This window comes from Streptomyces spinosisporus (assembly GCF_022698145.1).
GTDB lineage: Bacteria > Actinomycetota > Actinomycetes > Streptomycetales > Streptomycetaceae > Streptomyces > Streptomyces spinosisporus.
In genome coordinates this window covers 126,782-149,111 of the sequence record NZ_JALDAX010000012.1, presented here as the reverse complement: position 1 = coordinate 149,111, position 22,330 = coordinate 126,782, and the positions used below count along the sequence as shown (strand labels likewise).

24 protein-coding genes are annotated in these 22,330 nt (G+C 71.1%); 15 read left to right on the top strand and 9 right to left on the bottom strand.

The annotated features are described in order from the left end of the window. The first annotated feature begins 102 nt into the window (after nucleotides 1-102). Genes MQN93_RS28550 through MQN93_RS28535 form a run of 4 tightly spaced genes read left to right on the top strand, consistent with a single transcriptional unit; the run spans nucleotide 103 to nucleotide 2,261 of the window. Nucleotides 103-996 carry a DMT family transporter gene (locus MQN93_RS28550; protein ID WP_037782197.1) on the top strand — a complete coding sequence of 298 codons (894 nt, stop codon included), beginning with the start codon at nucleotides 103-105 and terminating at the stop codon, nucleotides 994-996. 23 nt (nucleotides 997-1,019) lie between these two features. Then, nucleotides 1,020-1,538: an NUDIX domain-containing protein gene (locus MQN93_RS28545; RefSeq protein ID WP_242711830.1), complete on the top strand. Its 519-nt coding sequence runs from the start codon at nucleotides 1,020-1,022 to the stop codon at nucleotides 1,536-1,538. A 10-nt stretch (nucleotides 1,539-1,548) separates the two neighbouring features. After that, nucleotides 1,549-1,941, top strand: coding sequence for a YidH family protein (locus tag MQN93_RS28540; RefSeq protein ID WP_016434461.1), 393 nt, complete (start codon nucleotides 1,549-1,551; stop codon nucleotides 1,939-1,941). Further along, nucleotides 1,938-2,261: a DUF202 domain-containing protein gene (locus tag MQN93_RS28535; protein WP_016434462.1), complete on the top strand. Its 324-nt coding sequence runs from the start codon at nucleotides 1,938-1,940 to the stop codon at nucleotides 2,259-2,261. Before MQN93_RS28540 ends, MQN93_RS28535 begins: the two co-directional genes overlap by 4 nt. Nucleotides 2,262-2,271: 10 nt before the next feature. Here the strand turns inward: MQN93_RS28535 and MQN93_RS28530 are convergent, their stop codons facing one another. Further along, nucleotides 2,272-3,210 carry an NADP-dependent oxidoreductase gene (locus tag MQN93_RS28530; protein ID WP_242711829.1) on the bottom strand — a complete coding sequence of 313 codons (939 nt, stop codon included), beginning with the start codon at nucleotides 3,208-3,210 and terminating at the stop codon, nucleotides 2,272-2,274. Nucleotides 3,211-3,339: 129 nt separating this feature from the next. Here MQN93_RS28530 and MQN93_RS28525 point away from each other — a divergent pair, with 129 nt between their 5' ends. From MQN93_RS28525 to MQN93_RS28515, 3 genes are all read left to right on the top strand, one after another. After that, complete coding sequence (locus MQN93_RS28525; protein ID WP_242711828.1) at nucleotides 3,340-3,636, top strand: hypothetical protein; 297 nt, start codon at nucleotides 3,340-3,342, stop codon at nucleotides 3,634-3,636. 161 nt (nucleotides 3,637-3,797) lie between these two features. Further along, nucleotides 3,798-4,820, top strand: a complete 1,023-nt coding sequence (locus MQN93_RS28520; RefSeq protein ID WP_242711827.1) for a phosphotransferase family protein — start codon at nucleotides 3,798-3,800, stop codon at nucleotides 4,818-4,820. 6 nt (nucleotides 4,821-4,826) lie between these two features. Beyond that, the gene (locus tag MQN93_RS28515; RefSeq protein WP_016434466.1) at nucleotides 4,827-6,041 is read left to right on the top strand and encodes an acyl-CoA dehydrogenase family protein; all 1,215 of its coding nucleotides are present in this window, start codon (nucleotides 4,827-4,829) and stop codon (nucleotides 6,039-6,041) included. A 6-nt stretch (nucleotides 6,042-6,047) separates the two neighbouring features. Here MQN93_RS28515 and MQN93_RS28510 read toward each other — a convergent pair whose 3' ends face one another. The 3 genes from MQN93_RS28510 to MQN93_RS28500 are packed head-to-tail and all read right to left on the bottom strand — an operon-like array spanning nucleotide 6,048 to nucleotide 9,121. After that, on the bottom strand, nucleotides 6,048-6,641 hold the full coding sequence (locus tag MQN93_RS28510; protein ID WP_016434467.1) for a TetR/AcrR family transcriptional regulator: 594 nt from the start codon (nucleotides 6,639-6,641) through the stop codon (nucleotides 6,048-6,050). Between the two features lie 45 nt (nucleotides 6,642-6,686). Further along, entirely contained in the window at nucleotides 6,687-8,351 is a 1,665-nt protein-coding gene (locus MQN93_RS28505; RefSeq protein ID WP_242711826.1) for a class I adenylate-forming enzyme family protein, read from the bottom strand. Next, entirely contained in the window at nucleotides 8,348-9,121 is a 774-nt protein-coding gene (locus MQN93_RS28500; protein ID WP_242711825.1) for an SDR family oxidoreductase, read from the bottom strand. The genes MQN93_RS28505 and MQN93_RS28500 overlap by 4 nt, the downstream gene beginning before the upstream one ends. 176 nt (nucleotides 9,122-9,297) lie before the next feature. Between MQN93_RS28500 and MQN93_RS28495 the strand changes: the two genes are divergently transcribed. Beyond that, nucleotides 9,298-10,542 carry an exo-beta-N-acetylmuramidase NamZ family protein gene (locus MQN93_RS28495; protein ID WP_242711824.1) on the top strand — a complete coding sequence of 415 codons (1,245 nt, stop codon included), beginning with the start codon at nucleotides 9,298-9,300 and terminating at the stop codon, nucleotides 10,540-10,542. An 80-nt stretch (nucleotides 10,543-10,622) separates the two neighbouring features. Beyond that, entirely contained in the window at nucleotides 10,623-11,945 is a 1,323-nt protein-coding gene (locus tag MQN93_RS28490; protein WP_242711823.1) for a serine-threonine protein kinase, read from the top strand. Between the two features lie 18 nt (nucleotides 11,946-11,963). On the opposite strand, the gene MQN93_RS28485 is transcribed toward MQN93_RS28490, so the two are convergent. After that, the gene (locus tag MQN93_RS28485; RefSeq protein ID WP_242711822.1) at nucleotides 11,964-14,747 is read right to left on the bottom strand and encodes a penicillin acylase family protein; all 2,784 of its coding nucleotides are present in this window, start codon (nucleotides 14,745-14,747) and stop codon (nucleotides 11,964-11,966) included. Between the two features lie 221 nt (nucleotides 14,748-14,968). Here MQN93_RS28485 and MQN93_RS28480 point away from each other — a divergent pair, with 221 nt between their 5' ends. The 4 genes from MQN93_RS28480 (at nucleotide 14,969) to MQN93_RS28470 (ending at nucleotide 18,185) form a co-directional block, all read left to right on the top strand. Further along, nucleotides 14,969-15,571 (top strand): hypothetical protein, encoded by a 603-nt coding sequence (locus tag MQN93_RS28480; protein WP_016434473.1) that lies wholly within the window; start codon nucleotides 14,969-14,971, stop codon nucleotides 15,569-15,571. A 260-nt stretch (nucleotides 15,572-15,831) separates the two neighbouring features. Then, nucleotides 15,832-15,957, top strand: coding sequence for a hypothetical protein (locus tag MQN93_RS44005; RefSeq protein WP_278191263.1), 126 nt, complete (start codon nucleotides 15,832-15,834; stop codon nucleotides 15,955-15,957). A gap of 343 nt (nucleotides 15,958-16,300) precedes the next feature. Beyond that, a complete protein-coding gene (locus tag MQN93_RS28475; protein ID WP_242711821.1) occupies nucleotides 16,301-17,029 on the top strand; it encodes a 3-keto-5-aminohexanoate cleavage protein in 729 nt (242 codons plus the stop codon). 88 nt (nucleotides 17,030-17,117) lie between these two features. After that, nucleotides 17,118-18,185, top strand: coding sequence for an RNA ligase (ATP) (locus tag MQN93_RS28470; protein WP_242711820.1), 1,068 nt, complete (start codon nucleotides 17,118-17,120; stop codon nucleotides 18,183-18,185). Nucleotides 18,186-18,225: 40 nt separating this feature from the next. On the opposite strand, the gene soxR is transcribed toward MQN93_RS28470, so the two are convergent. Beyond that, nucleotides 18,226-18,711, bottom strand: a complete 486-nt coding sequence (gene soxR, locus MQN93_RS28465; RefSeq protein ID WP_037781678.1) for a redox-sensitive transcriptional activator SoxR — start codon at nucleotides 18,709-18,711, stop codon at nucleotides 18,226-18,228. Between the two features lie 107 nt (nucleotides 18,712-18,818). On the opposite strand from soxR, the gene MQN93_RS28460 reads away from it, so the two are divergent. Beyond that, nucleotides 18,819-19,280, top strand: coding sequence for a MaoC family dehydratase (locus MQN93_RS28460; RefSeq protein ID WP_016434477.1), 462 nt, complete (start codon nucleotides 18,819-18,821; stop codon nucleotides 19,278-19,280). A 51-nt stretch (nucleotides 19,281-19,331) separates the two neighbouring features. On the opposite strand, the gene MQN93_RS28455 is transcribed toward MQN93_RS28460, so the two are convergent. The 3 genes from MQN93_RS28455 to MQN93_RS28445 all read right to left on the bottom strand — a co-directional run bounded on the left by MQN93_RS28455 (nucleotide 19,332) and on the right by MQN93_RS28445 (nucleotide 21,586). After that, nucleotides 19,332-19,955: a TetR/AcrR family transcriptional regulator gene (locus MQN93_RS28455; RefSeq protein WP_016434478.1), complete on the bottom strand. Its 624-nt coding sequence runs from the start codon at nucleotides 19,953-19,955 to the stop codon at nucleotides 19,332-19,334. A 95-nt stretch (nucleotides 19,956-20,050) separates the two neighbouring features. After that, nucleotides 20,051-20,338, bottom strand: coding sequence for a YiaA/YiaB family inner membrane protein (locus MQN93_RS28450; RefSeq protein WP_242711819.1), 288 nt, complete (start codon nucleotides 20,336-20,338; stop codon nucleotides 20,051-20,053). A 96-nt stretch (nucleotides 20,339-20,434) separates the two neighbouring features. Next, on the bottom strand, nucleotides 20,435-21,586 hold the full coding sequence (locus tag MQN93_RS28445) for an acyl-CoA dehydrogenase family protein (RefSeq protein ID WP_242711818.1): 1,152 nt from the start codon (nucleotides 21,584-21,586) through the stop codon (nucleotides 20,435-20,437). A gap of 50 nt (nucleotides 21,587-21,636) precedes the next feature. Between MQN93_RS28445 and MQN93_RS28440 the strand changes: the two genes are divergently transcribed. Continuing rightward, on the top strand, nucleotides 21,637-22,287 hold the full coding sequence (locus tag MQN93_RS28440) for a TetR/AcrR family transcriptional regulator (protein ID WP_242711817.1): 651 nt from the start codon (nucleotides 21,637-21,639) through the stop codon (nucleotides 22,285-22,287). The last annotated feature ends 43 nt before the right edge of the window (nucleotides 22,288-22,330 follow it).

Below are 22,330 nucleotides of genomic sequence, written 5' to 3'. Positions count from 1 at the left end.
GAGTCGACGTCCGGATCCCCGCACTCCCGGGGGCACGGCGGCGGCCGGGAGGCTACAGTCACCCAAACGCACCCCGTGTCCCCAACGATCGAGGTACGCAACGTGTCCGTTCTGGTACTGATTCTCGCCGTGAGCGCGGCCTGCTGCCTGGGCTTCGGATTCGTGCTCCAGCAGAACGCGGCCCAGCGGGCACCACTGAGCGACTTCCTCTCACCCCGCCTGCTCGTCGACCTGATGCAGGTGCCGCGCTGGCTGGGCGGCATCGCCTTCATGGTGGCCGGCATGGTGCTGGGCGCGATCGCGCTGTCCCAGGGCGAGATCTCCCTGGTCGAACCGCTGCTGGCCACGAACCTCCTCTTCGCGCTCGCCCTGTCCCGGCGCCAGACCCGACAGCCGCTCGGCCGCCAGGGCTGGACGGGTCTTGCGCTGCTCGCGGGTGGCGTCACCGCCTTCATCGTGGCGGGGCAGCCGCGCGGCGGCAGCGCGATCAGCGACCCCTTCCGGCACTGGCTGATCATCGGCGCCATGATCGGCCTCGCGCTGCTGCTGACGACCTACGCCAAGCGCTCGCGGCTGAGCGCCGCCCCGGTCCTCCTCGCCCTCGCCGCGGGCCTCCTCTACGGCGTCCAGGACGCCCTGACCCGGATCAGCGGCCAGCGCTTCTCCGAGGGCGGCCTGACCGAGCTGGTGACCACCTGGCAGCCGTACGGCGTCGTCGTCATCGGCGTCACCGGCCTGATCCTCGTGCAGAGCGCCTTCGAGACCGCTCCCCTGCGCATGTCGCTGCCCGCCCTCACCGCCGCCCAGCCCCTCGCCGGCATCCTCTGCGGGGTCGGCTTCCTCGGCGACCGGCTGCGCACCGACACCGGCGCGCTCGCCTGGGAGGCGGCGGGCCTCGCGGCGATCGTCGGCGGCATCGTCCTGCTCGGTCTGCACCCGTGCATGCCGAGCGGCGCGGCCAGGCCCCAGCGGGTACGGGACCTGCAGCCGAACTGACGCCGTCCTGCTTGGATGGCCGTATGACGAGCCCCGCAGACGAGATCCTCGACATCGTCGACGAGAACGACCAGGTCGTCCGGCAGGCCCCGCGCGGCGAGGCCTACGCCGAGGGCCTGCGGCACCGCTGTGTCTTCATCGAGGCCAGGGACGCGCACGGCCGCCTCTTCGTCCACCGCCGCACCCCGGTCAAGCTGGTCTTCCCCTCTCACTACGACATGTTCGTCGGCGGCGTGGTCGGCGCGGGCGAGTCCTACGACGAGGCGGCGCTGCGCGAGGCCGAGGAGGAGCTCGGCGTCACGGGCCTGCCGAAGCCGCGGTTCCTCTTCAAGTTCCTCTACGACAACGGCGCGGGCCACAGCTGGTGGTCGGCGGTGTACGAGGTCCGCTGCGAACTGCCGGTCAGCCCCCAGGCCGAGGAGGTGGCCTGGCACGACTTCCTGCCACCGGCGGAGGTGGAGCGGCGGCTCGCCGAGTGGCAGTGGGTGCCGGACGGGCTGGCGGCCTACCACCGCCTGAAGGCCTTCCGGTCGGCCGGATAGGGTCCTTCGCGTGATCGCATTCGTACGGAACGTCCGCCTCTGGTTCGCGCCCGAGGACGTACGCGAGGAGGGCAGCACACCCGACTACCGCTTCTCGCTGGCGAACGAACGCACCTTCCTGGCCTGGGTGCGCACCGCGCTCGCCCTGATCGGCGGCGGTTTCGCGGTGGACCAGTTCCTGCCCGACCTGCGCTGGGCCTGGCGGGTCGGGCTCGCGCTCGCGCTGCTCGGTGCGGGCGCCCTGTGCTCCCTGCGCGCGGTCAACCACTGGATGCGCTGCGAGCGGGCCATGCGCCGCGGGGAGGACCTGCCCGTGTCCCGGTTCCCGGCGCTGCTGAGCGTCGTCGTGGCCGTGGTGGCCGTGGCGATGGTGGTCGTCGTGCTCGTCGGGTGGGAGGGATGAGCTCCGCCGCGGCCCACGAGCGCGATCCCGGGCTGCAGCCGGAGCGCACCCGGCTGGCCTGGCGGCGCACCACGCTGGCGAGCACCGTGGCCGCCGTGCTCGCCGCGAAGACCGCGCTGCACGGCGACGTCTCGGCCGCCGGGATCGTCGCCTGCGCCCTGTGCTGCTCCCTCTGGCTGGGCTTCCTGCTCGTGGCCCACCGCCGCATCCGCACCCTGGCCTCCGCCGCCGTCCCCCCGGCACTCGCCCCCCGGCACGCCACGGCCGCGATCGTGTGCACGGTGGCGATGGCGGTGTGCGGGGTGGCGCTCGTGCTGTGACGGACGCGCGCTATTCGGCGGCGTCCCCCACCGTCACCACGATCTTGCCCCGGGTCCGCCCCTCCTCGCTGAGCCGGTGTGCCTGGGCCGCCTGCTCCAGCGGGAAGGCACGGTCCACGTGCACGGACACGGCGCCCTGCTCGACCAGTTCGGTCAGCCGCAGCAGGTCGTCGGCGTCGGGGCGCACCCAGCAGTACCGGCCGCCGTAGCCCGTGACGTCGCCGTCGGCGATCGAGGCGAGACGGCCGCCCGGCGCGAGCAGCCCGGCCGAGGCCTTGAGGGCCTCGCCGCCGACGGTGTCGAACACGGCGTCCACGCCCTCGGGCGCCACCCCGCGCACCCGCTCGGCCAGTCCCTCGCCGTACTCCACGGGCTCGCAGCCCAGCCCCCGCAGGAACGCATGGTTGCGGGCGCTCGCCGTGCCGATCGCCCGGGCACCGAGATGCCGCACGAGCTGGACGGCGATGGAGCCCACCCCGCCGGCGGCCGCATGCACCAGGACGGTCTCGCCCCGCTTGACCTGGAGCGCCTTCACGAGCACCTGGTAGGCCGTGAGCCCCGCCAGCGGCAGCCCGGCGGCCTCTTCGAAGGAGAGGTTGCGCGGCTTGCGGGCGAGGGTGCGCACGGGGGCGGCGACGTACTCGGCGAAGGTGCCGCGCGAGAGGAAGTCCTCGCGCACGTACCCGATGACCTCCTCCCCAGCGGTGAACTCCGTGACGGAGACGCCCGGCCGCACCACCACTCCGGAGAGGTCCCAGCCGGGCACCACGGGGAAGACGGCGTCGAGCATCCCGTCGAGGTACCCCGCGCGGCACTTCCAGTCGACGGGATTGACGGCAGCGGCACGGACCTTGACGAGCACGGCGTCGGGGCCGACCTTCGGATCGCGCACCTCGCCGTACTCCAGGACCTCGGGTCCGCCGTACCGGCTGTAGCTGATGCCCTTCACGAGCTGATGCCCTTCATGCCCACGACCCTCCGCGGTGGCCGGACGCCACGCAACCCGGATGCCCCGATACGGGGCGAATGCGTGGCAGCCTGTCCGTCGTCATCCCCCCGCACCCCGAAGGTGAGCACCATGACCGCCCTGCACCGGGAACACGCCGCCCACGCGCACGAGCACGGCCCGGACTGCGGCCACACGCAGGTGCCGCACGACGACCACGTGGACTACGCGCACGGCGGGCACCTGCACCGGCTCCACGACGGTCACTGGGACGAGTGCGAACCCGCGGAGCACGTCCCGCACGAGAGCCACGACCACCGGCACGGCGAGGGCTGCGGACACGAGAGCGTGCTGCACGGCGACCACGTCGACTACGTCCACGACGGCCACCGGCACGCCGCGCACGACGGCCACTGGGACGACCACTGACCCTGGCCGGTACCGGCCGCCCGACAGCTCCCCGCGGTTCTGCGCGGGGAGCTGTCGGCATATCGTGGCTCGGATCACGTTCCCGCGTCACGCACTGGACGACATACCGACCGGTCGGCATCATTGGTCGTTAACGTCACCCCCGCCGTAAAGGAGCACCGATGAGCCCCGACCACCCGCCAGGTCTCGATCTCGACAGGCTGCGCGGACTGCTCGAGCAGGAGCGGCCCGGACTGGTGCAGGGCCCCCTGACCGGCCGGCTGATCGAGGGCGGACGGTCGAACCTCACCTACGCCGTCTCGGACGGCACCGACCGGTGGGTCGTACGGCGGCCCCCGCTCGGCCATGTGCTGGCCACCGCGCACGACATGAAGCGCGAGCACCGCGTGATCAGCGCGCTGCACCCGACGAACGTCCCGGTGCCGCGCCCGGTGCTGCTGTGCGAGGACGAGGACGTGCTCGGCTCCCCCTTCTACGTCATGGAGTTCGTGGAGGGCACGCCGTACCGCACCGCCGACCAGCTCGCCCCGCTCGGCCCCGAGCGCACCCGGGACGCGGTCCTCTCCCTGGTGGACACCCTCGTCGAGCTGCACGCGGTGGACCCCGCCGAGGTGGGCCTCGCGGACTTCGGCCGGCCCGAGGGCTTCCTGGACCGCCAGTTGCGCCGCTGGGGCAAGCAGCTGGACGCCTCCCGCAACCGCGACCTGGCCGGCATCGACGAGCTGCACGCGACGCTCGGCCGGCACCTCCCCCCGTCCCCCGCGCCCGCGGTGGTCCACGGCGACTACCGGCTCGACAACGTCCTGATCGGCGACGACGACCGGATCAGGGCGATCCTCGACTGGGAGATGTCCACGCTCGGCGACCCGCTCACCGACCTCGGCCTGCTGGTGATGTACAGCATGCCGCTCGGGCTGCCCAAGTCCCCCGTCTCCACCACGGCCGAGGCTCCCGGACACCCGGACCCGGCGGAGCTGATCGAGCGGTACGCCGCGCGCTCGGGGCGCGACGTCTCCGCCGTCTCCTGGTACACGGCGTTCGCCTGGTTCAAGCTCGCCGTGATCCTGGAGGGCATCCACTACCGCTACACCCTCGGCCAGACGGTCGGCCGCGGCTTCGACCGCATCGGCGACCTGGTGCCCGTGTTCATCGAGCACGGCCTGACCACTCTTCAGGAAGGCTGACCCGTCATGGACTTCGCGTTCGACGCGCGCACCGAGGAACTGCGCGCCCAACTCCTCGCCTTCATGGACGAGTACGTCTACCCGGCCGAGGCGGTGGCCGAGGAGCAGCGGGCCGCGCTGGCCTCCCCGTGGGACACCCCGGCCGTGGTGGAGGAGCTGAAGGCCGAGGCGCGCAGGCAGGGCCTGTGGAACCTCTTCCTGCCGGACGCCGAGCACGGCGCCGGGCTCACCAACCTGCAGTACGCGCCGCTCGCCGAGATCACCGGCCGCAGCCCGCAGCTGGCGCCGACCGCCACGAACTGCGCGGCGCCGGACACCGGGAACATGGAGGTGCTCGCGCAGTTCGCGGACGAGCGGCAGAAGAAACAGTGGCTGGAGCCGCTGCTCGCCGGTGAGATCCGCTCCGCGTTCGCGATGACCGAGCCGGAGGTGGCCTCCTCGGACGCCACCAACATCACCACGCACATCGAGCGGGACGGCGACGACTACGTCATCACGGGCCGCAAGTGGTACATCTCCGGGGCGATGAACCCGGACTGCAAGATCTTCATCGTGATGGGCAAGACCGACCCGGACGGCGCGGACATCCGCCGCCAGCAGTCGATGGTGCTGGTCCCGCGCGACACCCCGGGCGTCACCGTGAAGCGCGCCATGCAGGTCTTCGGCTACGAGGACCACTACCACGGCGGCCACGCCGAGGTGATCTTCGACCACGCGCGCGTGCCGGTGACCAACCTGATCGGCGAGGAGGGCGGCGGGTTCGCCATCGCCCAGGCCCGCCTCGGCCCGGGCCGTATCCACCACTGCATGCGGCTGATCGGCATGGCGGAGCGGGCCATCGAGCTGATGTGCCGCCGGGCCGTCTCCCGCAACGCCTTCGGCAAGGCGCTCGCCCAGCAGGGCGTGGTGCAGAACTGGATCGCCGACGCGCGCGTGGCGGTCGAGCAGCTGCGTCTGCTGGTGCTGAAGACGGCCTGGATGATGGACACCGTGGGCAACAGGGGCGCCCACACCGAGATCCAGGCCATCAAGATCGCCACACCGCGTACGGTCGTCGGCATCCTCGACCGCGCGATCCAGCTGCACGGCGCGGGCGGCGTCAGCCAGGACTTCCCGCTCGCCGAGCTCTACGCCGGCGCCCGCACCCTGATGCTGGCCGACGGCCCGGACGAGGTGCACCAGCGGTCGCTGGCACGACGGGAGCTGAAGAAGTACCTCTGACGGTCCCTAGGGACGCAGGGCCCGCAGGAGGAGGTCGGCCAGATGGTCGGCGACCTCCTGCGCGCCCATCGGACCGTCCGGGCGGTACCACGTCGACAGGTGGTGGACCGAACCGAAGTGGTAGTCCACCACCAGGTCCGCCGGGGTCGCCGTGGAGAACACGCCGGTCCGCTGGCCCTCCTCGATCAGCGCACGGAAGCGCTCGTGGTAGCGGCGGCGCTCCGCGCGCACCTGCTTGTTCTTCTCCGGGCTCAGATGATGCATCGAGCGGAAGAAGATCATCGCGTCGTCGAGGTTCTCGATGGTGGTGACGACGACGTCGGCCGCCGCGCCCCGCAGCCGTTTCTCGATCGGCTCGTCCGCGTTCGCGAACGCGTCCAGCCGCTCCTGCTGGACGCGCAGCACGCGCGCGTACACCTCGTGCAGAAGGTCGTCCTTCGAGCCGAAGTAGTGGTACAGCGCCCCCTTGGTGACGCCGGCCGCCTCGACGATCTCCTGCACGGACGTGCGGTCGTAGCCCTGCTCGGCGAAGAGCCGGGTGGCGGCGGCCAGCAGCCGCTGCGGGACGGGCGTACCGTCTCCGTCCGTCGTCCTGGGCACTGTGCCGCCACCTGCCTTCCGGGCGTTTCGCTGTTCTCGACGTACTTACTCGCTCTGCGGGCGGGAACGAAGCTCCCGACGGAGGATCTTCCCACTGGCCGTCTTCGGCAAGTCGGGCAGGATCTCCACCTGCCGCGGGTATTTGTAGGCAGCCAGTCTCTCCTTGCAGTACACGGCGAGCTCATCGGGGTCCGTGTCGGAGCCCGGACGCAGGCTGATGTACGCCTTGACGGTCTCTCCGCGATACCCGTCGGGCACCCCGACCACGGCCGCCTCGCGCACCGCGGGATGGGTGTACAGCACGTCCTCGACCTCGCGCGGCCACACCTTGAACCCGGACGCGTTGATCATGTCCTTCTTGCGGTCGACGACGTACAGCCAGCCCTGCTCGTCCATGAAGCCGATGTCGCCGGTGCGCAGTTCGCCGCCCGGAAACGTTTCGGCGGTCGCGTCCGGGCGGCGCCAGTAGCCCGGCACCACCTGCGGCCCGCGCACGACGATCTCGCCCTGCTCGCCGAAGGGCAGCTCCTGCCCCTGCTCGTCCACGATCCGGACGACCGTCTCGGGCCCCGGCACTCCCACGGCCAGCGTCCCGGAGACCGGGTCGACGGGCGCCTCCAGGTGGGGCGGCACGGAGGCGCAGGGCGCGGTGCACTCGGTCAGGCCGTAGCCGTTGCGGATGTACGGCCCGAAGCCCGCCCGGAACTTCTCCACCAGGGCCGGCGGCAGCGGCGCGCCCCCGCTGGAGATGTTGACGAAGGAGGAGAAGTGGTCCGGGGTCGCCGCCGGGTGCGCGGCCAGCGCCATGAAGGCCGTGGACGGTCCGACCGTGTAGTGCGGCCGGTGCTCGGCGAACGCCTCCAGCACGACACCCGGCTCGAAGCGGTACGTCAGCACCAGCGTGCCCGCGCTGTTGAGGCACGCGCCGAGCTGGCACACCATCCCGGTGATGTGGAACAGCGGCGCGAGCGCGTAGTAGACGGGCGCCTCGGGCAGCGCGAGCCCCGTCCGCTGCCGCTCTGCGTTGTACATGATGTTGCCGTGCGTGTTGGTGGCGCCCTTGGGGGTGCCGCTGGTGCCCGAGGTGTAGCTGATCAGCGCGATGTCGGACGGCCCGGGGTAGCGGGTCCCGGGCGCCTCGTAGCCGGCGCGGGCCACGGTCGTCAGGTCGGCGGCGTCGGCGGCCTGCGGCAGCCGCTCGAAGGTGAGCACGCGCGCGTCGCCGCGCGTCTGGAAGTCCAGCTCGCAGGCGGTCAGCACGATCCTGACCGGCGAGTCGGCGGCCGTCTCGCGCAGATACGACTCCCAGGCGCGGTCCGAGCAGATCAGCGCCGCGACCTCGCCGTCCCGCAGCACATGCGCCACCTCCCGGGACTTGTACATCGGGTTGACGGGCACCACGACCGCGCCCGCCTTCCACGCGCCCAGCAGGGCGAGCACGAACTGCGGGGAGTTCTGCAGCAGGATCGCCACCCGGTCGCCGCGCTCCAGGCCGCGGGCGACGAGGTGGCCCGCGACCGAGTCGGACAGCTCGTCGACCTCGCGGTAGCTCAGCCGTCCGTCGAAGTAGGCCAGGCAGGCACGGTCCGGGGCCTCGGCGGCGGACCTGCGCAGGGCCTGCACCAGGGAGTCGGCGGGCCGCACCGGGCCGCGCTGGGCGTCGTTCAGCAGGGCCAGCCAGGGCTTGGCGGCGTAACGGGAGCCGGTCATCGCGCCTCCTCCCACTTCTGCTGGAGGTGGTTCATATTGCCCAGCCACCGGTCCGGATCCGCGGCCCGCAGCTGGTAGTACCCGGCGACCTCGGGGTGCGGCAGGATCAGGAAGCGGTCCTCCTCGATGCCCTTGAACAGGGCGTCGGCGACGTCCGAGGGCTCGACCGCGGTCGGCTTGAGCACCAGGTCGCCCGCGGTGCCGGTGGCGGCCAGCATGTCGGTGCGGACGCCCTGCGGGCAGATGGCGTGCACCTTGATCCCGCGGTGGCGGTAGGTCAGGGACAGCCACTCGGCGAAGGCGTAGGCCCCGTGCTTGGTGACGCTGTAGGAGGGCGCGCCGATCATGGACAGCAGTCCGGCGGCGGAGACGGTGGACACGAAGCGTCCGCTCCCGCGCTCCAGCCAGCCCGGCAGCAGCTGCTCGGCGGCGCGGACGTGCGCCATCACGTTGACGTCCCAGGAGGTCGCCCAGGACTTCTCGTCGGCGGACAGTCCCTGGCCGCCGTCGTCGAAGGCGACACCGGCGTTGGCGCAGTACACGTCCACGGTGCCGCCGAGGGCGTCCCGCGCGTCGGCCACGATCGCGGAGGCGTCGCCCGGCACCGCGGTGCCGCCGATCTCCGCGGCGACCGCCTCGGCCCGCGCCCCGTCCAGATCGTTCACGACGACCCGGGCCCCCTCGGCGGCGAACCGCCGGGCGATCGCGGCCCCGATCCCACCCCCGGCCCCCGTGACGACGACACCAGCACCCTGAACGGCTTCCACCATGGATTTCCTCCGACGTGCTCCGGCTCCAGCACCCCCGCGACGCCCAGACTAACCGGTCGGTATGTATCAAGAAAGGGGTGACTGCAACGCCGTTTCAGGGGCGCGGGGAACTGCGCGACAAGCCACGACCAACCCGCGCCTTCCCCACAACCGGCGGGAGCAATACCTTGCACCCCATGCGCCCAAGCAGACGAGCCCTCCTCGCAGCGACCACGGCAGCAGCATCCATCACCGCGGCACCCCCGGCCAGAGCAGCCGCCGCAAAACACCACACCCCCTTCCGCACCGGCTTCGAGAACCTCGCCGCCACCGGCTACGCCCCCCTCGAAGGCCAACGCGTCGGCATCGTCACCAACCCCACCGGCGTGACACGGGACGTCCGCCACATCGTCGACGTCATGCACGCGGACGACCGCGTGAACCTCACCGCGGTCTTCGGCCCCGAGCACGGCTTCCGCGGCACCGCCCAGGCCGGCGGCTCCGAGGGCCGCTACGACGACCCCGCCACCGGGCTGCCCGTCTACGACACGTACCTCAAGAGCGGCCAGGCCCTCGCCGACATCTTCACCACCGCGGGCGTCGACACGATCGTCTTCGACATCCAGGACGCCGGCGCCCGCTTCTACACGTACATCTGGACGCTCTACGACTGCATGGAGGCGGCGCAGCTCGCCGGCAAGCGCTTCGTCGTCCTCGACCGCCCCAACCCGGTGACCGGACGCTCGGCCCAAGGGCCGGTGCTGCACAAGGAGTTCGCCACCTTCGTCGGGCGGCAGCCGATCTCCCAGGCGCACGGCATGACCGTGTGCGAGCTGGCCCGGCTGTTCAACGGGGAGTTCCTCACCGCGCCGGTCCCCCTTCAGACCGTGCGGATGACGGGCTGGCAGCGCTCGAAGTTCTACGACGCCTCGGCGCTCCCCTGGGTGCCGCCGAGCCCGAACATGCCGACCCCGTACACGGCGTTGGTGTACTCGGGGACGTGCATGTTCGAGGGCACCAACCTGTCCGAGGGACGCGGCACGACCCGGCCCTTCGAACTGCTCGGCGCCGAGGGCGTCGACGGCCGGTGGGCCGTGGCCATGAACGAACTCGGCCTGCCCGGCGTGCACTTCAGGGAGGCGTACTTCGCGCCGACGTTCTCCAAGTTCCAGGGCAAGACGGTCGGCGGGGTGCAGATCCATGTGCACGACCGCGCGGCCTACGACCCCGTGCGCACCGGCATCGCCCTGCTGGTGACCGCCAAGAAGGTGTGGAGCGGCTTCGCCTGGCGGTCCGACAACTGGATCGACAAGCTGACGGGCTCCACGCAGGTGCGGACCGCGATCGACGCGGGCGCGGGCACGGACGACGTGGTCGCCGGCTGGCAGCGGGAACTGGCCGCCTTCCGGCGCGTTCGAAGGGAATACCTCCTCTACAAGTGAGCCGTGGCGTATGGCCAACCTCGTCCGCCGGCAGGACGATGCGCCCACAGGGCATCGCTACGGCGGCGAGGGGGCCGGTCATGGCAGGGCCGCAGAAGAGCGTGACTCCGTACTGGGAGCTGACCTTCGACGCGGACGGCGACGTCGACGGCCGGGAACGGGACGAACTGCTCGCCGGGGTGACCGCCCGTGGAGTGCACGACCTGATCGTGTTCGCGCACGGCTGGAACAACGACCGCTCGGGTGCGACCGCCCTCTACCGGCGGTTCTTCGCACCGGTCCCCCGGCTCGCGCCGAGGGCGAGGATCGGGTACGTGGGCGTGGTCTGGCCGTCGATGCGCTTCAGCGACGAACCGATCCCCGACTTCCCCAAGTCCGTGGTGGCCACGGAGGCCGAGGCCGTCCCGAGGCCCGCGCTGGACAAGGACACCCGGCACGCGCTCCTTGAGACCTTTCCCGGCCGGGCCACCGTCGTCGACCAGATCGCACGCATGCTGGACCAGCGGCCCGAGCACGAACTGGAGGAGTTCGGACGGCTCGTACGGCTGCTGGTGGAGGTCGTACCCGGCGGACCGCAGCCGCTGTTCGCAGCGGACACGCTCGCCGAAGGTGTCCCGCAGAGCGATCCGGTGCTGTTCACCGGCGACGCGACGACGCTGTGCGACGAGTTCACCCGGGCGCTGTCGGTCCTCCGATCCGGCGACGCCGAGGCGCAGTTCACACTACCGAACCCATGGGACGGGGCGAAGGAGCTGCTGCGGCAGGCGACGTACTACGCGATGAAGCGGCGCGCGGGAACCGTCGGTGAGCGTGGACTCGGGCGCGCCGTAGGGCAGTTGGCCACCAGGGCGCCGGACGTGCGGGTGCATCTGGTCGGGCACAGCTTCGGCGGGCGGCTGGTGTCGTTCGCGCTGCGCGGTCTGCCGGACGGGGTGCACACGGTGAAGTCGGTGACACTGCTCCAAGGCGCCTTCTCCCACTACGCGTTCGCGGCCAGGCTGCCGCACGACGCGCACGCGGGAGGAGTGCTGCAGGGCCAGCAGAACCGCATCGACGGGCCACTGGTGTGCTGCCACTCCCGCTTCGACTCGGCGCTCGGCACGATCTATCCGCTGGCGTCGCGCATGGCGAACGACGCCCAGGGCGTGATCGAGAACGCCGCTCTGGCGCAGGTGCTGGGCGCCAAGTGGGGGGCAATGGGGTACGACGGTGTGCAGGCGGTGCCCGGCACGCGCGCGTTCACCCTCGCCGAGGCGCTGACGGCGACGCTGCCCGCGTCGGGCTGCGTGAACGTGGACGCCGCGGCAGTGGTCCGAAGGGGCGGGCCGCCCTCCGGGGCGCACAGCGACATCGTGCACCCGGAACTGGCCCGGATCGTGCTGGCGGCGGGCCGCATCCGCTGACCCGCCGCCTGCCGTGCGTCACCGGTGCGAGGTGTACTCCACCACCTGCTGGAAGGTGGGCCGGTTCTGCCAGCTGATGGTGTGGTGCTTGATGCCGCCCAGCGTGCGCTGGTTGATCGAGTCGGCGCACCACTGGTCGCCCGCCGAGCACAGGTCGTCGCCGGGGTAGACCGCGGACGCGGACGTGCCGGCCGCCTCCTTGAGCGTGCTGATCAGGATGGACCGGCAGTCGCTCAGGTCGCCGCCGCCGCAGTACTTCTCGGCCAGCGGACCCTGCACCGGCTCACCGAGCACGGCCCGTACGTCCTTGTCGACGTAGCTCCACCAGCCGTACTGGAAGGAGCTGCCGGCGTGCGAGCCGGTGGGGCCGTGGCCGGCGGACGGGGACTCGTCGATGGGCAGGTTCGCGGTGAACGCGGTGTACAGGTCGTCGCCGAGGCCGGGCTGGAACTCGGCCTTCACCAGCAGCGGCCACCAGGCGTCCAGGATGCGGATCGCCTCGGAGTCGGCGTAGGCCTTGGATCCCGGCGAGGTCTCCGTGCGCCTGCCGCCCGCCGTCAGCCAGGTCTTGAGCTTGCCGACGGCCGCCGCGGCCGTGGGGTCGGTGACCGTGCTGCTGTCGATCACCTTCAGCAGGTCCGGCAGCACGTCCTCGGCGCGCAGGTCGGCGAGGGCGGCGTCCGCCATGGCCTGCACCAGTTTCGTACGGGTCACCCCGCCGGCCGCGACCAGCTTCTTCACCCGGTCGTCCAGCAGGTTGCCGCGGTGGACCGAGCCGTCGCCCCAGCTCGCGGTCGTGTAGTTGAGGGCCTGTTTGTTGTTCCAGGAGATGTAGTAGTCCTGGTCGACGGAGTTGGGGTGCTGCGCCGCGGGGGTGTAGGCCGCCGTGTTGGTGGCCGGGTCCCAGTTCTTCCACTCGTAGGCGGCCTGTCCCCACACCGGGAACTCGGAGTCGACGCCGCTCGCGCGCACCGGGTTGTCACCGCTGTTGTAGTACGCGGTGTGCTGGGAGTCGGCGTAGAACCAGTTGAAGGTGAAGTTGATGTGCTGGGCCGCGCTCTGGAAGTCCTTCGGGCCCTTGACGTAGCCGGGGTCGTTGAGCATCTGGAAGCCGATGATCGAGTCGGCCTCGTGCAGATAGGACGAGCGCAGGGTGGTGTAGGCGACCTTCTTGCCGCCGACGGTCGCGCGGTAGGCCACGGGCCCGTACTTCGTCCGCCACACGCGCATGGTGTACGACCCCGCGGCCGTGCCGTCGGCCGTGGTCGGCTTCCAGGAGTTCTTCTGCTCGACCTTGTCCATGGCCGTGCAGGTGCCGTGGTACAGGTAGTGGTGGTCGTCCTGGCACAGTTCGACGGCGTAGGAGTCGATGATGTCCTGGCCCGAGGTGGTCGCGGACCACGAGTAGTCCTGGCCGCGGCCGAGTTCGACGTACATGCTCAGGCCCGCGAAGGAGGCGCCGCGGGCGCTGATGCCGGGGCCCTGGATCTCCTGGAGCATCAGCAGCTGCGGGGCGAAGTAGCCGGTCTGCGGGCCGAACACCGCGATGGGATGGCCGCTCGCGGTGTGCTTGCCGCTGACGACGAGGGCGTTGGACATCCCGCGCCTGGCCGAGCCGAGCGCACTGGCGGTGGCCGCCTTGGCGGCGGAGGTGGCGCTCTGGCTCGCGCCGGTGCCGGTGGCGTCGTAGACCAGCGGCTCGGTCGTCACCGAACCGGCGTCGGGCAGGGCCTCGCCCTGGGCGCTGTCGGGCTTGGCGCCGTACGGGAAGCTCTCGCCGTTGTGGACGGTGAGGGCGGCCTCGGGGTCGTTGCGCTCGCGGAAGGACTCCCAGACCTTGGTGCCCTCCTCCACGCCGTACTTGGACTGGGCGGCCAGGAGTGAGATCGCGTTGTTGACCTCTCCGCCGCCGCCCGAGCCGAACAGGGAGCCGATCACGGAGGCCAGGGCGACCAGGTCGGTGAGTTTGAAGTGGTCGATCGTGCCGGCGTTGGTGATGGCGTCCTTGTGGCCGGTCAGGACGTACTCACCGGGGAAGTAGCGGCCCGAGTCGGAGGCGTCGATATAGGAGTTTATGCCCGCTATGTAGGCATTCGCGTCGTCGAGGGCCTGCCGGCCGCGGTCGCCGTTGTTCGCGACCGCGCTGTCGATCTGGGCCTGCAGATCGGCCTCGGTGTAGGGGGCGTTGCGGTAGAACTGCTGCTCCAGGCCCTGGTTGGCCGGGGCGCCGCCCGCGAAGGTGGTCAGCTGGCCGCGTCCCACGTGCCGGAAGAGGTCCATGAGCCAGAGCCGGTCCTCGGCCGCGGCGTACCCGGCCCCGAACTCCGTGCCGTAGCGCGTGGTGCCAGTGATGTGCGGCACACCGGTCTTCTTGTCCCGGGCGATCGTGACGTCGGTGCGGCCCGCCGGCTTCTCCGTGGAGGCGACCTGATCGGAAGCGACTCCGAACGACGCGTCGTTGAAGAAGTCGTCGATCTTCGCGTCGGTGAGCGCGGAGTAGCCTCCGGCCAGGTCGGCGTAGGGGCCGAGCTGGTCCTCCGCGTGGTCGGGCTGGGTTCCGAAGGCCTGGTTGAGCAGGATCTGGGCCAGGGTCGCGTTGCCGTTCTCACCCGGCGGCAGGATGTCGGAGCACTGGCCGCCGCAGTAGTCGTTCGGGGCCGTGGCGGCGGCCGCCGTCGCCTGGGTGAGCGGGGACAAAAGGCCTGCAATCAGGACGCATATGGATGCCGTCTTCAGGAACCCGGCGAGTCTGCCGGGAGTTCTCAGTCTGTGCGGCGCGCTGCGTGAGGTGCGTCGTGGCATGACAGCTCCTACCGACGGGGGTGAGCCGGGACGTTACCGCCGGTATCCCCGGGATAGAAGATGAACATGCGTCAAGTTGTGGAGTAGGCACGGCGGCTTATGGGGGTCATCGGAAATCGGATGGAGCCGAATCGGCTGTCGATACGTCTATTCGGCGACGTCCGTTCGACGACGCCGAAGTGACCGAAGTACAGGTGCAGGTGTGACGGAGGTGCAGGGCGATGGCCGGTTTCCGGAGTCTGGCGAGACAGGTCCGCGATCCGCGGTGCGATCTGGCACTGCGGCGCTACTCACTTCGCAAGTGCCTTGAGCGGTTCGCTCCTTACGGGCACAGGGCGACCTGGGACCATTTGTGCTCCCGGGCAGGGTTCGGTCCTGAGGACCGCTCCCCCGACCCGGTGCGGCTCGTGGCCGCGCTGGAGGAGTTGGAGGAAGCCCGCACGGTCTGGCTGGCCTATGAGGTCGAGTTCGCCGAGCGGCGCAAGAAGGAGAAGCACGACGGGTTGCGTCGTCCGGGCAGCGTGGACGACTGGCACCGTCTGACCTGGGGCGGATTCGGAGTCGCCTGGTGCGACGACCCGCGGGTGCACCCGCGCGAACCGCTGGCCGAGGTGCTGCGCCGGCTGATCTCCGGCCTGGAGCACGAACCGGGCGCCTGCTGCCCGGTGTGCGGCACCGAGCGCCTGATCTGGAAATACGACCTGGACCACGAACCGTCGTCGGGTCCGGTCTGCACCCACTGCGGAATTCTCGTACCACGGCCCGTGCTCAAGCCCGAGGCCCTGGCTGACGCAAGGCGCGGAAGGCTGCTCGTGTCGGCCTGAGCACGACGGGGGTGCGCCGGGGATGCCGCACCCCCTGCAAGCCGGGGAACGCTCCTTCTACGCCGCGCATTGCCTGGGGTGCCCTGCGGGCGGCGGGGCGTGCCCTGCGGGCGGCGGGGCGGGGGTGCCCTGCGGGCGGCAGGGCGGGGGTGCCCTGCGGGCGGCAGGGCGGGGATGTTGCTTCGACGCCGCGCGTTGCCTGGAGTGCCCTGCGGGCGGCGGGGCGGGATGCTGCTGGTAACGGCCGGCAGGCTGGGGGCATGCTGCCGACCCCGCAGGTGACCGCCGAGTCCGACGGCGCGGGCCGCCGCGGCCACGGCCACGGACGTCCATGTCCACTCCACGACGCCCTGCTGCGAGGACTCGCACTCGCCGAAGGGCTCTGACATCCGACGATGCCCGGTGGGCGGCGGGCCGTTGTCGGTGGGGCCCGGCAGGCTGGGGCATGCTGCCGCCGACCCCGCAGGCGACCGCCGAGCCCGACGGCGCGCGCCGCCGCGGCCAAGGCCACGAGCCTCCATGCCCACTCCAACACGCCCTGCTGCGAGGACTCGCACTCGCCGAAGGGGCTCTGGCACCCGACGATGCCCGGTGGGCGGCGGGCCGTTGTCGGTGGGTCTGGCGACAGGGGCATGGCGCCGATGACGCCGGAGGCGATGTGACGGCCCGCGATGCTCGACGGACAGCGGACGACGGGCCGTTGTCGGTGTCGGATGGCAGGCTGGGGGCATGCTGCAGGTGTGTCTCAATGGGCCGCGTGGGGCCGTCGACGGGGCGGTGGTGCCGTTGACGCCGGAAGCGATGGGCGAGTCCGCGGCGTGGGCCGTTGCGGCCGGGGCCATGGATGTGCATGTGCATCCCAAGTCCCCTTGTGGCGAGGATTCGCTGTCGCCGAAGGTGCTGGCGCCGACGTTGGAGGCCATACGGGCGCGGGTGTCGGTGCCAGTTGGGGTCACCACGGGTGCCTGGGCCGAGCCGGAGCCGGAGGCCCGGCTGGCGCGTGTCCGGAGCTGGGCGCAATTGCCCGCTCTGCCCGACCACGCCTCGGTCAACTGGCATGAGGAGGGCGCCGAGGAGATCGCCGCCGCGCTGATCGAACTCGGCGTGGGCGTGGAGGCCGGCATCTGGTCGGGGACGGACGGGGCCGCGAGGTTCGCCGTCTCGCCGCTCGGCCCGCGGGTGCTGCGCGTGCTGGCCGAGGTGACGGACACCTCGGCGGACACGGCCGAGGACACGGCGCGCGCCCTGTTGTCCCGCCTGGGTTCCGCGCACGGCCGCCCCGTACTGCTGCACGGCGAGGACGGCAGCGCCTGGCCGGTGCTGCGCCTGGCCGGCCGGCTGGGGCTCGCCACCCGCATCGGCCTGGAGGACACCCTGCTGCTGCCGGACGGTCAACGGGCCGCCTCCAACGCCCAGTTGGTGACGGAGGGCCTGGCCCAGTACGGCTCTCGACGCTAGCAGCCGCAAATCCGCTCGCTCCACCCTTTTCCCGTACGGACAGTTGAGGGCGATGAAACACACCTGAGTTGTCCTAGGGGGACCTGCGATGTCGACGCTCCGCGTCACCGCCGAAGTGCTGACGATCCACGAGCATCCGAACGCCGATGCGCTCGAACTGGCCCAGGTGGGCCTGTACCGAGCGGTCGTCGCCAAGGGCACCTACCGCACCGGCGACGCCGCCGTCTACATCCCCGAGCAGTCCATACTGCCGGCCGGCCTGATCGAGGAACTGGGGCTGACCGGACGGCTGGCGGGCGGCAACGCGGACCGAGTGAAGGCGGTGCGGCTGCGCGGTGAGCTGTCGCAGGGCATCGTGTGCCGCCCCGAGGCGCTCGCGGACGTCGATCTCGCGCAGGCCGCCCTGGACGGCACGGACTTCGCCGAGCGGCTCGGCATCACCAAGTGGGTGCCGCCGATCCCGCCCACGATGAACGGCGACGTGGAGTCCGCGCCCGATCTGCTGCCCTGGGTCGACATCGAGAACATCCAGCGGTTTCCGGACATCTTCGCGCCGGGCGAGGATGTGGTCCTGACCGAGAAGCTGCACGGCTCGGCCTGTCTGCTGACGTATCTCGCCGACGAGGACCGCGTGCACGTCTCCTCCAAGGGCTTCGGCGCCAAGTCCCTGGCGCTGAAGGAGGATCCGCGCAACCTGTACTGGCGGGCGGTGCACGGCCACGGCGTCGCCGAAGTCGCGGCCGAACTCGCGAAGCGACTGGGCGCACGCCGGATCGGCATCTTCGGCGAGGTGTACGGCGCGGGCGTCCAGGACCTGACCTACGGCGCCGACGGGCGCCGCGAGTCCCTCGGCTACGCCGCCTTCGACGTCAGCGCGGAGATCGACGGCACGGTGCACTGGCTGGACCCGGCCGAACTCCTGGACGGGCGGCTGCCGTTGGTGCCCCGGCTGTACGAGGGTCCGTACGACATCGAGCGGGTCCTGTCGATCGCGAGCGGCCGCGAGACCGTCTCCGGACGCGAGCTCCACCTGCGCGAGGGCGTCGTGATCCGTCCTGCGACCGAGCGGTACAGCCCGGTGACCGGAGGCAGAGCCATCGCCAAGGCAGTAAGCCCGGCCTACCTGACCCGCAAGGGCGGCACCGAGTACGAGTGACCGGCCCGCCGGGCGCCGAACGAAAAACCCGGCACCCGGCTCAGCCCCGCTCCTGCCCCTTCCGGCCGCCCCGATGCTCCACGAGTAGGCGGGAACCGGACTGGCGTTGACCGAAGGTGTCGTTCGGGTTGGAGAGGATGCAGGTGTCCAGGGAGAGGCAGCCGCAGCCGATGCAGTCGGTGAGGTGGTCGCGCAGGCGGTTGAGCTGGCTGATGCGTTCGTCGAGCTCGGAGCGCCAGGCCTCGGAGAGGCGGGCCCAGTCCTCGCGGGTGGGGGTGCGCTCCTCGGGCAGTTCGGCGAGCGCCTCACGGATCGTGGCCAGCGGGATGCCGACGCGCTGTGCGGCCCGTACGAAGGCGACCCGGCGCAGCGTGTCGCGGTGGTAGCGGCGCTGGTTGCCCGCGGTCCGGCGGCTGCTGATCAGGCCCTTGGACTCGTAGAAGTGCAGGGCGGAGACGGCGGCGCCGCTCCGCGCCGCGAGCTGGCCGACGGTGAGCTCGTGGATCTTCTCTGGGATCTGGGGCACCTCTCGAACCCTACCCACTGCGTCCCCGTGGCGGTCCGTTGACATCGGGTGCACACCCGACCATGCTAAGCAGTTGCTTAGACATTGCGAGGCAGGGAGGCCGGGACATGGCAGAGCCGAGGATCTTCACGTCCGTCGACGAGCTGAAGGCGGCGGTCGGCGAGCAGCTGGGGTACACCGACTGGTTGGAGGTCGACCAGAAGCGGATCGACCTCTTCGCGGAGGCCACCGGGGACCACCAGTGGATCCACGTCGACCCCGAGAAGGCCGCGGCCGGACCCTTCGGGACCACCATCGCGCACGGCTATCTGACCCTCTCCCTGCTGCCCCTCTTCGGCCCCCAGCTGATGTCCGTCGAGGGCGTGAAGATGGGCGTCAACTACGGCACCAACAAGGTACGTTTCCCCGCACCCGTACCGGTCGGCTCGCGCCTGCGCGCCACGGCGAGGATCAGCTCCGTCGACGACGTACCGGGCGGCGTACAGGTGGCCGTCGGCTACACCGTGGAGCGCGAGGGCGGCGACAAGCCGGTCTGCGTGGCCGAGTCCGTGGCCCGCTTCTACCTCTGAGAGACGGCTCGTGCGCGTCCCTGAGACGCGGCTTCTGCCTCTCAGAAACGGCTACTTGACCCCCACCATGCGCAGCACGAGGTCGGCGTAGAGCGCGCCGACCTCGTCCGGCGTCCAGGGGCCCTCGACGTTGAACCAGCGCGCCACGTCGATGCAGAGCGACAGCACGGCGAGCGTGGTGCCCTTGACGTCCAGCACGTCGAACTCGCCGGCCGCCACGCCGTCCTCGATCACCGCCCGCACCTCGGCGTCGCACTGCCGGCGCAGCGCGAGGATCTCCTTGCGCGCCTCGGGCCCGAGCGAGTCCAGTTCGTACTGCACGACGCGGGCGGTCGTCCGCCCGCCCGCGTGCCAGCGCACGAAGGAGCTCACCTGGTCGGCGAGCCGCTCGGTGGCGGTGCCCTCGCGCCGGGCCGCCGTCTGCAGGATCTCGAGCGCCTTCGCGTGACCGATCCGGCTGATCCGGTGGAGCAGCTCTTCCTTGGTCTTGTAGTGGATGTAGAGCGCGGCCGGGCTCATGCCCGCGCGGCCCGCGATGTCCCGGGTCGTGGTGGCGTGGTACCCGCGCTCGGCGAAGGCCTCCACCGCGGCGATCAGCAGTCGCCGGGCCGCGTCGGGCGTGACCTCGCCCCACGCGGACGCCTCGCCGCCGGTCGTCTCCTCCGCCGTAGTCATCGCTCGCTCGCCCCTTTTCGCCGACAGAACCCCCACCATACCGCCGAAAGTGAGCAAGCGCTTAGCGTGTCCGTCGCTCAGAGCGTTTCGGTCGCTCAGAGCTTTTCGAAGGGATCGTGTTCGGCCAGCAGCTTCTCCAGCCTGGCCTGGTCGACACGGCTGACGATCTGGCCCGCCTCCTGCCGGTCGCGGATCACCTTGGCCAGCGTGAAGGCTGAGGTGACGAGGTACAGGACGGCGATCGCGAGGAAGGCCCGCACCCAGGCGTCGGCGTTCAGCCGGAAGATACCGATCGCCGTCGCGGTCATGGCGACGGCGAAGGAGGCGACGGCCTGGCCGTAGAAGGCCGCCGTGCTCTGCTGCTTGACCGGTGTGTCACTCATGGGACAAGCGTCGGCGGACGTGGCCGTCACCACATCCGCCGGGATACTCAGCTCAGGTACTCACGTACTCAAGTGCCTCACGTACTCAAGTGCCGCTCAGAAGGCCGAAACACCCGTCAGGGCACGGCCGATGAGCAGTTTCTGGATCTGGCTGGTGCCCTCGTAGAGGGTCATCACCCGGGCGTCGCGCAGCAGTTTGCCCGCCGGGTACTCGTCGATGTAGCCGTATCCGCCGAAGACCTGCAGGGCGTTGTTCGCGGCGCGGACGGCGGCCTCGGAGGCGAAGAGCTTGGCCTTGGAGGACTCGACCGCGAAGGGCTGCCCGCGGTCGATCAGGTCGGCGACCCGCCAGGTCAGCAGCCGGGCGGCGTCCACGTCGACGGCGATGTCGCTGATCAGTTCCTGGACGAGCTGGTGACCCGCGATCGGCGTGCCGAACTGCTCGCGCTCACCGGCGTACTTGACGGCCGCGTCCAGCGCGGCCTGCGCTATGCCCACGCAGCCGGCCGCCACCGACATCCGCCCCTTGGCCAGGGCCGACATGGCGACCGAGAAGCCCTTGCCCTCCTCGCCGAGCATCGCCGAGGCCGGTACCCGCACGTCCTCCAGGACCAGTTCGGCCGTCGCCTGGCCGCGCAGGCCGAGCTTGCCGTGGATGGTGCGCCGGGTCAGGCCGGGGCTGTCGGCCGGCACCAGGAAGGCGGAGACCCCCTTGTGCCCGGGGGCGTCGGTGGAGCGGGCGAAGAGGAGCACCACATCGGCCCAGGTGCCGTTGGTGATGAACATCTTGGTGCCGTTGATCACGTAGTCGTCGCCGTCGCGGACGGCCCGCGTGGTGAGGTTGCCGGCGTCCGACCCGGTGCCCGGCTCGGTGAGGCCGAAGCTGCCGACGTACGCGCCGGAGGTGAGTCCGGGCAGCCACTGCCGCTTCTGCTCCTCGCTCCCCCAGGCCGCGACCGTCTTGGCGACCAGCCCGAGCGAGACGGACACGATGCCGCGCACGGAGGAGTCACCGCGCCCGAGCTCCTCCGTCACCAGGCAGTACGCGAGGTGGTCGCCGCCGCTGCCGCCGTACTCCTCGTCGATGGTCAGACCGAGGAAGCCGACCTCGCCGAGCTTCTTCACGATCGACCGGTCGACCTCCTCGGCCCGGTCCCAGGCGACAACGTGCGGGGCGATCTCACGGTCCACGAAGTCCCGGGCGAGCCGGCGGACGGCGGTCTGCTCCTCGCTGAGTTCCAGGTTCATGGTGGGCCACCTTAAAATTAGCACTGCTAGTTTCTGATCGCAGCCCTACTATGTGCGCCATGGCCCGACCGCGCAAGCCCCTGCTCAGCACCGACCGGATCGTCGAGACGGCACGTGTGCTGGTGGACGCTGAGGGCCTCGCGGCGGTCTCCACCCGCCGGCTCGCCGCGGAGCTGGGGGTGAGCGGGCCCTCGCTCTACAACCACTTCCGCACCAAGGACGAGATCCTGGAGGCGGTCGCCGACTCCGTGAGCGCACAGGTCGACCTGTCGATGTTCGAGGACGGCCGCGAGTGGCGGACCGCGCTGCACGACTGGGCCGTCTCCTATCGCGCCGCCCTGCGCGACCACCCCAACATCGTCCCGGTCCTCGCCACCGGACCCGGCCGCCGCCCCGCCGGGCTGCGCCTCGCCGACGCGGTCTACGGCGCGATGGTCGAGGCCGGCTGGCCACCCGCCCAGGCCACCTCCATCGGCGCCCTGATGCGCTACTTCGTGATGGGCTCCGCACTCGGCTCCTTCGCCGGCGGCTTCGTCGACGACGAGAGCGCCTACGACCCCGCCGACTACCCGCACCTCCAGCAGGCCCACCTCCTCGCCGAGCAGCAGGAGAAGATCGACGAGCGGGCCTTCGAGACGGGCCTCACGGCGCTCCTGGACGGGCTGGTGCAGCAGTACGAGCGGGTAAAGCGCACCGTGTGACGACACTTCGGCACTCACCGAACCGTGCATGCCGCATGCTGGG

What these genes read in the sequence shown, in the direction of transcription:
- MQN93_RS28545 (WP_242711830.1), top strand. Translation starts at nt 1,020, where the DNA reads ATGACGAGCCCCGCAGACGAGATCCTCGACATCGTCGACGAGAACGAC.
- MQN93_RS28535 (WP_016434462.1), top strand. Translation starts at nt 1,938, where the DNA reads ATGAGCTCCGCCGCGGCCCACGAGCGCGATCCCGGGCTGCAGCCGGAG.
- MQN93_RS28525 (WP_242711828.1), top strand. Translation starts at nt 3,340, where the DNA reads ATGACCGCCCTGCACCGGGAACACGCCGCCCACGCGCACGAGCACGGC.
- MQN93_RS28520 (WP_242711827.1), top strand. Translation starts at nt 3,798, where the DNA reads ATGAGCCCCGACCACCCGCCAGGTCTCGATCTCGACAGGCTGCGCGGA.
- MQN93_RS28515 (WP_016434466.1), top strand. Translation starts at nt 4,827, where the DNA reads ATGGACTTCGCGTTCGACGCGCGCACCGAGGAACTGCGCGCCCAACTC.
- MQN93_RS28505 (WP_242711826.1), bottom strand. Translation starts at nt 8,351, where the DNA reads ATGACCGGCTCCCGTTACGCCGCCAAGCCCTGGCTGGCCCTGCTGAAC.
- MQN93_RS28500 (WP_242711825.1), bottom strand. Translation starts at nt 9,121, where the DNA reads ATGGTGGAAGCCGTTCAGGGTGCTGGTGTCGTCGTCACGGGGGCCGGG.
- MQN93_RS28495 (WP_242711824.1), top strand. Translation starts at nt 9,298, where the DNA reads ATGCGCCCAAGCAGACGAGCCCTCCTCGCAGCGACCACGGCAGCAGCA.
- MQN93_RS28490 (WP_242711823.1), top strand. Translation starts at nt 10,623, where the DNA reads ATGGCAGGGCCGCAGAAGAGCGTGACTCCGTACTGGGAGCTGACCTTC.
- MQN93_RS28485 (WP_242711822.1), bottom strand. Translation starts at nt 14,747, where the DNA reads ATGCCACGACGCACCTCACGCAGCGCGCCGCACAGACTGAGAACTCCC.
- MQN93_RS28480 (WP_016434473.1), top strand. Translation starts at nt 14,969, where the DNA reads ATGGCCGGTTTCCGGAGTCTGGCGAGACAGGTCCGCGATCCGCGGTGC.
- MQN93_RS44005 (WP_278191263.1), top strand. Translation starts at nt 15,832, where the DNA reads ATGCTGCCGACCCCGCAGGTGACCGCCGAGTCCGACGGCGCGGGCCGC.
- MQN93_RS28475 (WP_242711821.1), top strand. Translation starts at nt 16,301, where the DNA reads ATGCTGCAGGTGTGTCTCAATGGGCCGCGTGGGGCCGTCGACGGGGCG.
- MQN93_RS28470 (WP_242711820.1), top strand. Translation starts at nt 17,118, where the DNA reads ATGTCGACGCTCCGCGTCACCGCCGAAGTGCTGACGATCCACGAGCAT.
- MQN93_RS28460 (WP_016434477.1), top strand. Translation starts at nt 18,819, where the DNA reads ATGGCAGAGCCGAGGATCTTCACGTCCGTCGACGAGCTGAAGGCGGCG.
- MQN93_RS28455 (WP_016434478.1), bottom strand. Translation starts at nt 19,955, where the DNA reads ATGACTACGGCGGAGGAGACGACCGGCGGCGAGGCGTCCGCGTGGGGC.
- MQN93_RS28450 (WP_242711819.1), bottom strand. Translation starts at nt 20,338, where the DNA reads ATGAGTGACACACCGGTCAAGCAGCAGAGCACGGCGGCCTTCTACGGC.
- MQN93_RS28445 (WP_242711818.1), bottom strand. Translation starts at nt 21,586, where the DNA reads ATGAACCTGGAACTCAGCGAGGAGCAGACCGCCGTCCGCCGGCTCGCC.
- MQN93_RS28440 (WP_242711817.1), top strand. Translation starts at nt 21,637, where the DNA reads ATGTGCGCCATGGCCCGACCGCGCAAGCCCCTGCTCAGCACCGACCGG.